Below are 12,793 nucleotides of genomic sequence, written 5' to 3'. Positions count from 1 at the left end.
TAAAAACTTAGACCGCCGAGTCAAAAATGAGTGCGGTGACCCGATAAATTCAAATGCATCACATCACAATCTGTGACGGGTTCAGAGATCAATTTCATCACGCCAATTGTAAACAGGGTTAAACCCAAGCAGATTCTTGGCCTTTTTGATCGAAAAGAATGTCTCATCCTCCCCCATTTCACTTGCCTGCGGCACCCCTTGGTAAAAGCGTTCTATGATCTGGGATGTGTTCAAAGCAACAGAATGGCCTTCATTGGCGGCATTGAATATTTGAAACCCAAGCCCATCTTTGTGCAGCATCAAATCAACCATCTGCCCCAGATCCCTTGCATCGATATAGGCAAAGAAATTGCGCCGGCGCATATCAGGATTGGCAACATAGGCGGGAAAATTTTGCGCATACTCATGTGGCTCGATCACGTTGTTGATGCGAATGCCATAGATGTCAAATCCTGAGCGCTGGTGAAAAGATTTCGCCGTGACCTCGTTCACAACCTTGGACATCGCATAGCTGTCTTCAGGCACAACAGGGTGCTGTTCGTCGAGCGGGATGTACTCAGGCTTGCGCTCGCCGTCGGCGAAACACACACCGTATGTGGTCTCAGAAGAGGCGAAAATTATTTTTTTGATGCCAAGTTTCACAGCCGCCTCAAGCACGTTATAGGTGCTTATGGTGTTGACGCGAAATGTCTCGTTGTCAGGTTTGAGCAAGATGCGCGGAATGGCTGCGAAATGCACGACAGCATCGAATTTGGGCACGCCTGTTCCGGGGTCAAGTTCATCGAAATTTGCATAAGATGTCAACGCGTTGAACACCTGTCCGCTGTCCGTGATGTCAACGGTTAGATTGTCGACGCCCGCATAATCAAGCGGAACCAAGTCGGCGTTCACGACGCGGTGCCCCCGCTCCATAAGGTAAGGCACAACATGTTTGCCGGCTTTGCCTGATCCGCCGGTAAAAAGTATACGCATGGCTTACTCCCAATTGTCTTTGCTGTTGCCCTATTTGGCTTAACGACGTCGCGCAGGGCGCAGTTTGGTCACGTCAAAGCCATTCCATATCAAAATATCGCGCGCCGCTTTGCGTTTGTCAGACGGGATCTCAAGGCTGCGGCTGAGCACATGCGCTTTGCCGGTCGGCGTCGCGATCACAGCGACATCATAGGTCTGATCAACCCATAGAACCCATAACGCATCGCCAGCAAACTCGAACCGCCCAGGCCCCACACGCTTGGCCACTCCACGCCGCAAATTACCATCGGAGCAAGGCCCTTCGGAGAGGATCATGTCGCCGTTTTTTTGCTGACTAAAGGTCACGGCCCCAAGCACGCAAGACGCGCCTTCAGGCACATAGGCTTCGACCTCATACCAACGCCCTGAAAACTTGGCAGGATCAAAATTTGCCATCGATGACATCGCGACACTCTGATCGCGTGTGCCTTGCGTTTGACTTGGCGCGCTTTGCAGACAGCCTGACACCGCAAAAGCAAGCGTCGCACAACACGCGCCGCGCAAGATCAATCCAGGCATAAAGTCACCTCACGCCCAGAGCTGTCCAAAATAGGGTTACAGCCGAACAAAGGCGTCACGGGCGCACAGGACTTGCTGCGCGCCAAGCATTGGCTGTCGCAATCTGTTGACTTGCGACACGACTTGCCCGCGTCTTTCGGAGTCTCGAAACACACTTTCAAACCTGCGAGCCCTGCGACCAAGTATTTACCACCTCTGGCCAAACAGCTTTGCTCCGCTTGGGCCGCGGCAGCAGGATTGTAACCAGCCAAACCGTAATCTTGCGTTTGCGAGGCGTCGTCTGATGGCACGCATGAGGCAAGCACCACAACCGCGGCCATCGCCACGAATTTAACGCGTGACATCAGGCCCATCAAAACGGCAACGCATTGGCGCGGTAAGCCGCTGTGATGTCTCCCAGCACATCACCGGACAATTCAAGTGTTGCACCGTCTATCGATTTTTTCAGCTGTTCCACTGACGTCCCGCCAATGATGGGCATCACTTTGAAAGGCCGCGTCAATGTCCAAGCAATCGCCATGGCCGTTGGATCAAGTCCGTGCTTGGTCGCCACATCAACATAGGCCTGTGTTGCGGCCCAAGTTTGAGGTGACGTGCGTCCGCCAAGGTTGCCGTTGATCGCCAAACGCGTCCCTTCGGCAATGGTGGTCCCGCCATTGTATTTGCCAGTTAAAAGACCGCAGCCCAAACAAGAATAGGCCAGCAACGTAAATTTCTCATGCACCGCCATCTCGCCAAGGTCGTTGTCATACATACGGCACAGCAGTGAGTATTCGTTCTGAATGGTCTCCATGCGCGGCCCGCCGGTTTCCTCGGCCACACGCAACCAATTCGCCATGCCCCATGCAGATTCGTTGGACGCACCAAAAGCGCGCACTTTGCCCGCCGCTTGCAACTCGGCCATTTTCTCGGTCACGGCACGCATATTGTCCAAAATCTGTTCTTTGGACGGTTGCTGTGATGGATCAAAGGTCCAGTGCTGGCGGAAATGATAGGATCCGCGATTTGGCCAATGCAATTGGTACAGATCAACGTAATCCGTCTGCAACCGCTTGAGCGAGGCCTCCAGATGGTTTTCAAGCGACGTCGGTGTGATCTCTTCGGGGCCGAAAAATCCAGGGCCCGCGATCTTGGTCGCAAGCACCCAGTCTTTTCGCTTTCCTGAGCGCGCAAAATATTCACCTATGATGGTTTCAGTGCCGCCAGCGGTCTCGGGGCGCACTGGGTTCACCGGATACATTTCTGCCGTGTCCATAAAAGTCACACCCGCATCTAAGGCGTGATCAATCTGCGCATGGCCTTCGCTCGATGTGTTCTGTGTACCCCATGTCATAGACCCCAAACAGATTTCGGATACTTTGATGTCGGTCTTGCCAAGTGTGCTGTAGCGCATGGATGCGTCCTCAAGTTCAGTCATAAAATGTCTGCGCTATCCTATTGGTTCGTTACCGGAACTCAAGCGACCATTAATAGATCACCTGTAAAGAAAACGTGGGACGTAAAACTTCGCTGACGTCCGACAAATAAGTCCACAAAACACAAGCCTCTGGCCCTTTTGTCCAAGGACCGTTAGGACAGGGAAAACAATTCTCATGACGCACCGCACGGGACATATCATGGCCAGAACTCTTATCACTTCCGCCCTGCCATACATCAACGGCATCAAACACCTTGGAAACCTTGTTGGCTCGCAATTACCTGCCGATCTGTATGCACGCTATTGTCGTGCGCGGGGTGATGAAGTCTTGTTTTTGTGTGCGACAGATGAGCATGGCACGCCTGCTGAAATCGCTGCACAAAAAGCCGGCAAACCCGTTGCAGAGTACTGCGCTGAATTGCACCAGATTCAGGCCGAAATCGCTGCAGGGTTCCGCCTGTCCTTTGATCATTTTGGGCGGTCCTCATCAGATCAAAACCGCAAGCTGACACAGCATTTCGCCAAACGCCTATTTGATGAAGGTCTTGTTGAAGAAGTTTCCGAGACCCAAGTCTATTCCGAAACTGACGGGCGTTTTTTGCCCGATCGCTACATCGAAGGCACCTGCCCCAACTGTGGCTACGATTCCGCGCGCGGCGATCAATGTGATGACTGCACCAAGCAACTTGATCCAACAGATTTGATCAATCCGCGCTCCACCATTTCTGGTGCCACGGATTTGGAAGAACGCGAAACCAAACACTTGTATTTGCGCCAATCCAAAATGCGCGATGCGCTCAACACTTGGATCGACGAGAAAAAAGACTGGCCGATCCTGACGACTTCTATCGCCAAAAAATGGCTCAACGATGGGGATGGCCTGCAAGACCGCGGCATCACGCGCGATCTCAAATGGGGCGTGCCTGTGCAAAAGGGCGATGCGCCATGGGAGGGCATGGAAGGCAAAGTGTTCTACGTTTGGTTCGATGCGCCGATTGAATACATCGCCTGCGCCAATGAATGGACCGATGCGAATGGCTTGGCCGACGCCGATTGGGAACGCTGGTGGCGTACCGACAAAGGTGCCGACGATGTGCGATATGTGCAATTCATGGGCAAAGACAACGTGCCATTCCACACTCTGTCATTCCCTGTGACGATGCTTGGCTCAAACGAGCCATGGAAAATGGTCGATTACATCAAATCGTTCAACTACCTGAACTACGATGGTGGGCAATTCTCGACCTCGCGTGGACGCGGTGTGTTCATGGACCAAGCCCTGTCGCTCTTGCCTGCGGATTACTGGCGTTGGTGGCTTTTGTCCCATGCCCCAGAAAGCTCTGATTCAGAATTCACTTGGGAGAATTTCCAACAGTCCGTGAACAAAGACCTATCAGATGTTTTGGGCAATTTCGTGTCTCGCATCACCAAATTCTGTCGCTCTAAATTTTCAGAAGATGTGCCTTCTGGCGGCACCTACGGTCCCGTCGAGGACGCTTTGATCGCAGATTTGACAGAGAAATTAAAAACTTACGAGACGCATCTATCAGACATGGAAGTGCGCAAGTCCGCCAATGCTTTGCGCGCAATCTGGGTTGCGGGCAATGAATATCTGCAAAACACAGCACCTTGGGCAACGTTTAAAACCGATCCAGAACAAGCCGCAGCGCAAGTCCGTTTGGGCCTCAATTTAATCGGACTGTATGCGCGCTTGTCTGCGCCCTTCATTCCCGACACGGCCGAAAAAATCAAAGCGGCCTTGAACATGTCCAACCTTGATTGGCCCACAGACATCGCAGCAACTTTGGATGAGTTCAAAGAAGGCCACGCCTTCACCGTGCCTGAAAACCTGTTTGTCAAAATTGACGACGACCAACGCACAGAATGGCAAGAAAAATTCTCCGGAAAACGCAAAGACTAACCCGCGTCGACTTGTGCGATTAAGATAAAATCGGACCCTCGCCTTGGCGGGGGTTCTCTTGCTGTCACACCCTTGAAAATTTGATCCGTGCTAGAGCGCCGCAGGGGCTTTTGCGCGTCAAGCGTTCCGCTTTCCAATATGACCCAAATAGTACTTTTTGCATCGCCCAGAGTTGACACAAGCGGTATTTTTCTTGACGTTTAACACAAGCTATATTGTGGGGCGACATAGCTATTCGAGCGTCTTTTCAAATTTCTTAAAGTTTTTTGTTACATGACACACGCTCTTGCTCCAAAGATCGCACACGTGCCGTCGGATCTTTAATCGCATTGGAGCTCAGTATGGCGTTTTTAGGAGGTGGGATCGTGACCTTGATCACTGATCCGAACCGGGCGGCAAGCACGTCAGATGTTGGCTCCCCGTCGTAAGCTCCATCCATTACCCGGCAGGCGATGCTCGCATCGCTGAGAGGGGGCGAGACACAAATCAACTGGACCGTCGACTTGATCCAAGAGCTCTGGCAGCACCGTCGGATCGCCAACGTCATCCGTGGTCAGATCAACGAAACGTAGTTCATTATTACGGTTCATACCCCGCTCCCGATCAATGCCGATCTCGCGCTCTTTTTCAGCGCTACGCTCGGGCTTCGCGCTCCTGCTCTCGAACATAATCGCAGGTCTCCTTGAGCGCGGTAAAGTCGGCGCAGCGCAACGCCTCGGCCAACCCGCCCAAGCATTGGTCGGCCACGTCCCGCGCGCGGGCATAGCTCTCGTGACAGAGGCCCTCAAAACAGTTCTGATTTGCTTTGCTTTGCGTGAGAATGCCGTTCTTACCAGAGAAATTAGAGCGCCAGGTTTTCGATTTTTTTCAACAAAATAGGCTCAAACCCGACCTCGGAGGCGGTGCAGCATCTGCCTAATCTTGACTTCAGACGACGACACGAGCGGCCCGCCACCAAACGCTGTTTTCTCTTATATTTAACATAACCATCATTGGAGAACGGAACATGTACGCCATCTACAGCACCCTGAAGGCAACAGATCGCGTCGATATCAGCGCAGGGGCGATCCGTGCAACAACGCCGGATCAGGGCAGGGCAAATTCGACGAACAGCGCCTCGTGGTCCGACGACGGCGTGCTATCGCCTTGCACCGCAGGCAGAACGGCGGGCGACGTGGCAGTGAGGCCCCGGCTGAAGATCCAGTCGATCTTGCCCAAGGGCCGAGTGCTGCCCTCGGCAAATCGCTGGGTCGGCGCGTCGGGTACGTTGGCGGCGCGCCAGTCGAATCCATGGCGTTCGAACAGATCGAACAGCGGTTCGAACGGTTGCGGGCGCAGGCGGCGCAATGGGTCGTCGCCCGGTTGCGCATCGCGAAACCCGTGGATGGTGCGCCCATAGGTCGAGGTGTTGAAATCGCCGCCGATCAGCACCGGTGCATCCGGGTCATACAACGCCAAAAGGTCCAGCAGGCGCGCCACCTGCCCAGCACGGTGCGCCGGGTCAGAATGGCTTTCCAGATGCAACCCGATCACGGTGACAGGCGTGTCGTTCAGCCTGACCTGTCCGCCGATGGCCAGGCGCCCGCCCAGGCGCGGTTCGTCACGGGCCCAACCGAACCATGTGCCTTCGGCCTCAAGCCGGAACAGCGCCGGGCGTTGCAGCGTCAGGCGCGACACGATGGCGTTGCCGTGAAACCCCAGTGCGTTCTGCGCCTCGCCCGCCGCCGTGCGTTCGCTGGAGGTGCCTCGGTCCAGCTCAACAAACTCGGCGCCATAGGCATAGCTTTGCCCCAGGGCAGCGGCCAGTTCGCTGGTACGGTGGGTGTTGCCAGTGCGTGCCATCCCCTTGTCGATCTCGGTCAGCAGCGCCACGTCGGCGCGCGCGTCGCGCAGGGTGTGGGCGATGGCATCCAGCGGGCGCAACCGCTCGACGTTCCAAGCCACGACGCGCAGGGTGTCGCGGGCGGCTGTCTGGGCAGCGGCGCCGCCGATTTCCACCTCGCGCAGGGCGGGCGTATTCGCCATCGCGGCGCGAAAGGAGGCCGTGTCGTCGGGGCCATCGCGCAAGGCGGCGCGGCGGGCGGGCGATATCTCGGTCAAGGCGGCCACAGTTGTGGTGCAGGGGGCAAGCGTCCAGTCGGTCATCACAACGCCTCCGCCACTGTGCGCGCGGCCCAGGCCACATCGTCGCTGGACAGCGTGTCGATCAGCCCTTCGCGCAGCCACTGTTGCACCTGCGGCCGCGCGTCCAACCCCGCCGCCGCCATAAGCGCTAGAGCGTCGGGGTTGTAAGCATGACAGCGGATCGCGATACCCGCGTCGTGCAGGGCGCGGGCGTCATCGGGGTGGAACACCGCCAAATCGATGCACAACTCGTCCAGCCCCGCCGACTGTGCCACGCCCACCGGATCACCGTGACGGGCATGGACAATCCCGCCGGTGGCCAACCCGGGAAGGCGCGCCTTGAGGTGACGCAGATACACATGGTCGAACGAAATCGCCATGACGTGCGACAGGCTTTCGGTGTCGGCCAGCACCTGGACCAGACGGTCGGTGTACTTGGGCAGGTTACGTTTTTCCTTTACCTCGATTTCCAGCCCCAACCCAATCTCGTGCGACAGGGTCAAAACCTCGCTCAGAGTGGCAATACGCTCGCCTGCGAAGGCGCTGTCGAACCATGACCCGGCGTCGAGGGCGCGCACCTGCGCCAGCGTCATGTCGGCGACGATGCCAGTGCCGTCGGTGGTGCGATCCACGCTCAGATCGTGGATCACTACGATTTCACCGTCGGCGGTCAGCACGGTGTCGATCTCGGCTGTGGTGCCCCCCATATCGCGGTTGACGCGCAGGGCGGCAAGGGTGTTCTCGGGCGCGCCGACAGAATGGCCGCGATGACCGCAGACATGAACAAAGCCGTTTTGCGCATAACGCCAATACATTGAAAACTCCTTCAAAGTTTACCCATTCCCGAAGCCATCACATCGTCGCGCAGCACCCGCTGCGCCAGAAAGAACACCACCAGCATGGGGGCCAGCAGAATGAACGTCACAACCGCGGCGGTGGGAAACACGATCACCCGGCCGCCCAGATAGGTCCACAGAATCACCGGCAGCGTTTGGACAAAGGGCGCACCGATGATGAACGTCTTTTCGAATTCCTCGAACGACGCCACAAAGGTCAACAGCCCCCCGGCGATGAACCCGGGCCAGGCCAGCGGCACAAGGATATGGCGTGCGAGCGACAATGGCCCCGCGCCCAGACTGCGCGCCGCCGCGATCACGTCGTTCGGGATGCTTTCAATCGTGGCAGTCAGGACGCGCACCATGAACGGCAATGTACCCACGGTTTGCACCAGGATCACGCCGGGCACCGTATACACCAGATCAAGCCGGAAAAACATCGTGCCAATCCCCACGGCTACGATTATGCCGGGCACGATCAGCGGGGCAAGGATGAAAAGTTCAACAGCACGCTTCATGCGAAAGGGCAGTTTCGCCAAGGCATAGGCCGTTGGCAGGGCCAGAACCGCTGTCAACAGCGTGACCGCGACGCCGATGCCAATGGACAGGCAAAGCGCCTTGGCGATGGCCGGATTGGTCGTCGCGTCACGCCAGTGATCGGTGGCCAGGGACGGCGGCAGGATGTCGGGGGCGAACCACCCCGTGGCGGGGTCCATGAACGACCAAAGCAAGGCGACGATCAGCGGCAGGCCCAACACAATAGCCAGCGCCGCGCCAAGGCCCAGCGTGATCCACCGCCCATCATCTGCTGTAAACCCGTCGCGCACACGCCGGGTGTCAGAAAGGTCCAGCGTCATCGGTGTTCTCCCCCATATATCGTGCGCAGCGCCCGCGTGGCGCGGTAATAGGCCAGCAGCACGATCACCGAAATCAGGCTCAGCACCGTGCCCATGGCGGCGACAAGGCCCCAGTTGTTCCGCTCGAAGGCGTTGACATACATGTGCACCGACAGCGGCAGGGGGTACACTGGGCCCAATAGGTTTGGCACCGCGAAACTGCCCATGCCGCCGATGAAAGTCAGTAGGAACGCCGCCGTGATGCCCGGCAGAGCCAGCGGGATTTGTAGGCGCCAGAAAACAGTGAACGGCCCTGCGCCCAGGGTGCGGGCGGCCAAGATCACGTCCTTGGAAATCGCGCCCAACGATCCGCCGATGATCAGCGTCATGAACGGCACCGCCTTCCATGCGGTGGCGATGACGACGCCGATGGCCCAGTCGTCGCGCACCAATTTCGGCAGGCCCAACCCCAAAGGCGCCAGCGCCCGTGCGGCTAGGCCACCCCGATCAAACAACGTCATCACGATGAAGGCGGCGACGATGCCCGGCACCACAAGAGGCACCTTGTACAGCGCATTGAAAAGCTTTTTGCCCGGGAACGTCTGGGCCAACACCACGGCCAGGGGTAGCGAAATGGCAAGGCTGACCAGGGTGGGCACCACCGCCAGATAGGTCGAGAAAAACAACCCATCACGGTAGGCCCGAGTGCCGAACAGCGCGGCATAGTGTTCCAGCGTGAAGCCACCATCCGTGCCCCGAGTGTACAGGCCAAAGCCCCCCAGCACCGCCAGAACCAGCGGCAGCCCGAAGAACAGCGCAAGATACCCGCCCGACGGCATGATCAACAGCGTGGCGACAACGCCCTTGGATAAGCGGCGGGTCATCGGGCGCGGCCCGGGTGCGCGCTGTCCAGAACGTGGGGAGCCACCCGCAGGGACAGCCGCACTGGCGTGCCCGGCTCCAAGATCGCAGCACCTGTGCCGGTTTCTCGGACCCGCAACTGGGCGTTATCTAGGGTCACAGTATATTCCACCGCTGCGCCCAGAAAGGTGCGGCTGGCGATGTGCCCGCCGCCTTCGCCCGGTGCAATCGCAACATCCTCGGGGCGGATCGACACAAAATCGCCGGGCCGCGCCGCGATGGCATGGCCCCAGGGCAGAGCGGCGTGCCCGGCATCGCCGATCACCTGCACCACGTTGGTCTGGCCCAGAAATTCGGCGGCAAAACGGGTGCGGGGCTCGCGATACAGGGTCACCGGCGCGCCCTCTTCGACGATGCGGCCCTTGTCCATCACTAGAATGCGGTCGGCCAGAGCCATCGCCTCGGACTGATCGTGGGTGACGTAGATCGCCGTGACGCGCAGTCGCTGCTGCAACTCGCGCAACTCAGCGCGCAATTGTTCGCGCAGTTTGGCATCGAGGTTCGACAGCGGTTCGTCCAGAAGCAACACGTCAGGTTCGATCACGATGGCCCGGGCCAGAGCCACGCGCTGTTGTTGCCCGCCGGACAATTCGCGGGGAAACCGGGCGGCCAGCGGCGACAGGTCGACCAACGCCAGCGCATCGCTCACCCGGCGGGTGATGTCGCCCCCCGACACGCCGCGCATCTTTAGGCCAAAGGCGACGTTGGCGGCGACGCTCATGTGCGGAAACAGGGCATAGGACTGGAACACCAGCCCGATATTGCGCCGCTCGGGTGGCAACCCGTCCATCGCACGGCCTGCCACAGTGATCTGCCCGCCATCGGGCTTGGTGATGCCGGCGATCATGCGCATCAGCGAGGTCTTGCCACAGCCCGAAGGTCCCAGAAGCGTCAGGAATTCGCCGTCGCCCACCGAGAGGTCAAGGGGCGCCACGGCAAATGCGCCCCCATAGCGTTTGGTAAGGCCGGTCAGTTCGATGGCGGCCATGTCAGGCGGCCCGCCCGTCGCAAACCGTCATTGTTGCAAAACGTCGGCGACAAACCGGTCGGTCGCGGCCGAGGCGACGACACCAGCGATGCGCGGACGGGCGCGTTCGGCAAACTCGGCGGTGGGGATCAGCCGACTGGCCATGTCGTCGCTCAGCGCCGCCGACAGATCCAACCCCGTGCGTGCGGTGCGCGACCCGTTAAGCGACACTTTCATCACCTGCGCCTCGTCCGACAGCAGGAAGTTGACGAACAACAGCGCCGCCTCAAGGTTTTCTGTGCCCGACGGTATCATGATGCCATCGCCATCGCCCACCTGCCCGCTTTCCATTAGCGTCGTGCGCACCGAGGGGGGCAACAGCCCGCGCCCGATGTAATCGAACGTCTGATCCTCCCACACGGTGCCGATGCTGGCCACGCCGTTAGCGATCAGGGTCAGAGTGTCGGTGTTCCCGTTGGTGATTTCAACGTTAGGTTTCAGGGCTTTGAAGTACTCCATCACCGGGTCGAGGCATTCGCCCGCCGCCCATGCTGTTGCCTGCTCGACGGTCAGCGTGAAATCCTGCGACTGCGCCACGCACTCGTCCGAGGCAAGGGCCAGAATAGCGCTCTCCAAAAATCCGCTGCCCGATCCTCCCCGCGCGGGAGAGGTCATGGCTAATTTGCCGGGGTTGGCCATGGCCCAGGTCAGAATGGCATCGAACGTGCGGGGCACATCGGCGGCTTCGACACTGCGTGTGTCATAGCCGATGGCGGTCTGGTTGCGGTGAAACGGCACCACGACGCCGCCATGGGTGTAACCGCGCGCCACGGTGGCGGCGTTTTCGGCCAGATCAGGGGCAGCGGGCAACATCATGTGCAGCGGCAGATTGGCGATCACCCCAGCCTCGTTCGCGACGCGCACCTGGCCGTTGGGGATGAAGAACACATCCACCGGCGAGGGCCGGCCGGCATCTTTTGCCGCCATCAATTGTTGTACGGCGGCTTCCCCGTTGACCGAGAAATACCGCACTTTGACCTCCGGATAGGCCTCTTCAAAGGCCGGGATCAGGTTTTCGGCAAACAACGGCGTGAAGGATTCGGTAAAGTCATAAAAGACGATTTCCCCCTGATCTTGTGCAACGGGCGACAGCGTTTCAACAAAAGTGTCTGGTGTCAGAGCGGCCAGATCGACAGTTGACGGGACATTGAAACTGTCGCTGTTCACAGGCTCGATCGCCCAGGCAAGATTTACAACTGAGACCGACAGGGTGGCCCCAATCACGATGGCGCGAATTGACATGGGAAACTCCTTCATATGTGGATCGGACAACCGATATATTTCCCGTCATAGTATTGCCCCAAGCGTAACACAGTAATGATGGTTCTGCGAAAATTTGGTGTAGGAACCTCGACCCTAGGGGCCGAGTTGCACAGATCAACCTTTGGCGGTAGTGTCGCAAACTTTCGGGCGAACATTGCGTTTGGTTGTCGTGATCGTCCCAGTTATCGCAGGCCTCAAAATAGCCACCTATATTGGCTTGATTGATGCCCCATACTTTGGCCAGACCACAATCGATGTGGTCGCCATCAATGAACTGAATTTCGAATTCTTCGACAGGCTGACCGTATGCGTTGGGGGCCTTTGCCGCTTTGGTTTGATAGCCCTCAAGGCTGTCAAAATAAAATCCTGTTGCGTCTAGGTCGTATGGTTGTGCGTGTAGTGCTTATGAATCGCGGATTGAGAAGCTTGAGCGAGAAAAATTGGTGCTTCACGAAAGGATAGCGAGATCCGTCCCGCCTAAGGGACGGGTAGAGGATTGTATTGAACTCTCATTGAATTTTCCATCAAGCCTTTGGAATATATGGAAAAATGGAGACTTTACCATGCGCCAAACTGTGCTTCGATTGGCCTTTGCAGAGCTTCTTCGATGCAGTCAAAATGAGGTGTATGAAACTCCAAAATTTACGTTCCCTTTCAAATACGTAGGGAGTTTTTTAGAGTCAAAAAGCGAAATGGTGCTGCTGGGGAGAATCGAACTCCCGACCTCTCCCTTACCAAGGGAGTGCTCTACCTCTGAGCTACAGCAGCACTGTGGGCGGCTAATTAGCTTTGAACGGAGTGCTGTGCAAGAACCTTTTCACTAAAATCGCTTATGCAGCGTGTTTTTATCCGGCGGTGCAAGTTTACGATATTGGTACAGTGCTCAACAGCGGGCAAAAATCTAGGCAGAATTCCCCT

The 12,793-nt window shown here is 57.5% G+C and carries 12 protein-coding genes and 1 tRNA gene; 1 reads left to right on the top strand and 12 read right to left on the bottom strand.

Annotation, left to right across the window (positions count from 1 at the left end):
* Positions 1-81: 81 nt before the first annotated feature.
* From WNY38_RS05805 to WNY38_RS05790, 4 genes are read right to left on the bottom strand one after another with little or no spacing between them, the layout of a single operon-like run.
* On the bottom strand, positions 82-972 hold the full coding sequence (locus WNY38_RS05805) for an NAD(P)-dependent oxidoreductase (protein WP_342856385.1): 891 nt from the start codon (positions 970-972) through the stop codon (positions 82-84).
* 39 nt (positions 973-1,011) lie between these two features.
* Entirely contained in the window at positions 1,012-1,530 is a 519-nt protein-coding gene (locus WNY38_RS05800) for a lipocalin family protein (protein WP_342856384.1), read from the bottom strand.
* Complete coding sequence (locus tag WNY38_RS05795; RefSeq protein ID WP_342856383.1) at positions 1,518-1,874, bottom strand: hypothetical protein; 357 nt, start codon at positions 1,872-1,874, stop codon at positions 1,518-1,520. Before WNY38_RS05795 ends, WNY38_RS05800 begins: the two co-directional genes overlap by 13 nt.
* Positions 1,875-1,882: 8 nt before the next feature.
* On the bottom strand, positions 1,883-2,923 hold the full coding sequence (locus tag WNY38_RS05790; RefSeq protein WP_342856382.1) for an aldo/keto reductase: 1,041 nt from the start codon (positions 2,921-2,923) through the stop codon (positions 1,883-1,885).
* Positions 2,924-3,146: 223 nt separating this feature from the next.
* Here WNY38_RS05790 and metG point away from each other — a divergent pair, with 223 nt between their 5' ends.
* Entirely contained in the window at positions 3,147-4,868 is a 1,722-nt protein-coding gene (metG, locus tag WNY38_RS05785; protein WP_342856381.1) for a methionine--tRNA ligase, read from the top strand.
* A 404-nt stretch (positions 4,869-5,272) separates the two neighbouring features.
* Here the strand turns inward: metG and WNY38_RS05780 are convergent, their stop codons facing one another.
* The 8 genes from WNY38_RS05780 to WNY38_RS05745 form a co-directional block, all read right to left on the bottom strand.
* The gene (locus tag WNY38_RS05780) at positions 5,273-5,458 is read right to left on the bottom strand and encodes a hypothetical protein (RefSeq protein WP_342856380.1); all 186 of its coding nucleotides are present in this window, start codon (positions 5,456-5,458) and stop codon (positions 5,273-5,275) included.
* A gap of 496 nt (positions 5,459-5,954) precedes the next feature.
* Positions 5,955-7,013 carry an endonuclease/exonuclease/phosphatase family protein gene (locus WNY38_RS05775; RefSeq protein ID WP_342856379.1) on the bottom strand — a complete coding sequence of 353 codons (1,059 nt, stop codon included), beginning with the start codon at positions 7,011-7,013 and terminating at the stop codon, positions 5,955-5,957.
* Positions 7,013-7,807: a glycerophosphodiester phosphodiesterase family protein gene (locus WNY38_RS05770; protein ID WP_342856378.1), complete on the bottom strand. Its 795-nt coding sequence runs from the start codon at positions 7,805-7,807 to the stop codon at positions 7,013-7,015. The genes WNY38_RS05775 and WNY38_RS05770 overlap by 1 nt, the downstream gene beginning before the upstream one ends.
* An 11-nt stretch (positions 7,808-7,818) precedes the next feature.
* Positions 7,819-8,685: an ABC transporter permease gene (locus WNY38_RS05765; protein ID WP_342856377.1), complete on the bottom strand. Its 867-nt coding sequence runs from the start codon at positions 8,683-8,685 to the stop codon at positions 7,819-7,821.
* Complete coding sequence (locus WNY38_RS05760) at positions 8,682-9,548, bottom strand: ABC transporter permease (protein ID WP_342856376.1); 867 nt, start codon at positions 9,546-9,548, stop codon at positions 8,682-8,684. Before WNY38_RS05760 ends, WNY38_RS05765 begins: the two co-directional genes overlap by 4 nt.
* The gene (locus WNY38_RS05755; protein WP_342856375.1) at positions 9,545-10,573 is read right to left on the bottom strand and encodes an ABC transporter ATP-binding protein; all 1,029 of its coding nucleotides are present in this window, start codon (positions 10,571-10,573) and stop codon (positions 9,545-9,547) included. The genes WNY38_RS05760 and WNY38_RS05755 overlap by 4 nt, the downstream gene beginning before the upstream one ends.
* Positions 10,574-10,600: 27 nt before the next feature.
* Positions 10,601-11,854, bottom strand: coding sequence for an extracellular solute-binding protein (locus WNY38_RS05750; RefSeq protein ID WP_342856374.1), 1,254 nt, complete (start codon positions 11,852-11,854; stop codon positions 10,601-10,603).
* 714 nt (positions 11,855-12,568) lie between these two features.
* Positions 12,569-12,643, bottom strand: a tRNA-Thr gene (locus WNY38_RS05745).
* Between the last annotated feature and the right edge of the window lie 150 nt (positions 12,644-12,793).

The sequence above is a fragment of the Pacificibacter sp. AS14 genome (assembly GCF_038899935.1).
In the GTDB taxonomy this organism is placed as follows: domain Bacteria; phylum Pseudomonadota; class Alphaproteobacteria; order Rhodobacterales; family Rhodobacteraceae; genus Celeribacter.
The sequence above is the reverse complement of the archived record's forward strand: the minus strand, read 5'-3'. Positions and strand labels throughout refer to the sequence as shown.

What these genes read in the sequence shown, in the direction of transcription:
- WNY38_RS05805 (WP_342856385.1), bottom strand. Translation starts at nt 972, where the DNA reads ATGCGTATACTTTTTACCGGCGGATCAGGCAAAGCCGGCAAACATGTT.
- WNY38_RS05790 (WP_342856382.1), bottom strand. Translation starts at nt 2,923, where the DNA reads ATGCGCTACAGCACACTTGGCAAGACCGACATCAAAGTATCCGAAATC.
- WNY38_RS05770 (WP_342856378.1), bottom strand. Translation starts at nt 7,807, where the DNA reads ATGTATTGGCGTTATGCGCAAAACGGCTTTGTTCATGTCTGCGGTCAT.
- WNY38_RS05795 (WP_342856383.1), bottom strand. Translation starts at nt 1,874, where the DNA reads ATGTCACGCGTTAAATTCGTGGCGATGGCCGCGGTTGTGGTGCTTGCC.
- WNY38_RS05750 (WP_342856374.1), bottom strand. Translation starts at nt 11,854, where the DNA reads ATGTCAATTCGCGCCATCGTGATTGGGGCCACCCTGTCGGTCTCAGTT.
- WNY38_RS05765 (WP_342856377.1), bottom strand. Translation starts at nt 8,685, where the DNA reads ATGACGCTGGACCTTTCTGACACCCGGCGTGTGCGCGACGGGTTTACA.
- WNY38_RS05760 (WP_342856376.1), bottom strand. Translation starts at nt 9,548, where the DNA reads ATGACCCGCCGCTTATCCAAGGGCGTTGTCGCCACGCTGTTGATCATG.
- WNY38_RS05775 (WP_342856379.1), bottom strand. Translation starts at nt 7,013, where the DNA reads ATGACCGACTGGACGCTTGCCCCCTGCACCACAACTGTGGCCGCCTTG.
- WNY38_RS05780 (WP_342856380.1), bottom strand. Translation starts at nt 5,458, where the DNA reads ATGAACCGTAATAATGAACTACGTTTCGTTGATCTGACCACGGATGAC.
- metG (WP_342856381.1), top strand. Translation starts at nt 3,147, where the DNA reads ATGGCCAGAACTCTTATCACTTCCGCCCTGCCATACATCAACGGCATC.
- WNY38_RS05755 (WP_342856375.1), bottom strand. Translation starts at nt 10,573, where the DNA reads ATGGCCGCCATCGAACTGACCGGCCTTACCAAACGCTATGGGGGCGCA.
- WNY38_RS05800 (WP_342856384.1), bottom strand. Translation starts at nt 1,530, where the DNA reads ATGCCTGGATTGATCTTGCGCGGCGCGTGTTGTGCGACGCTTGCTTTT.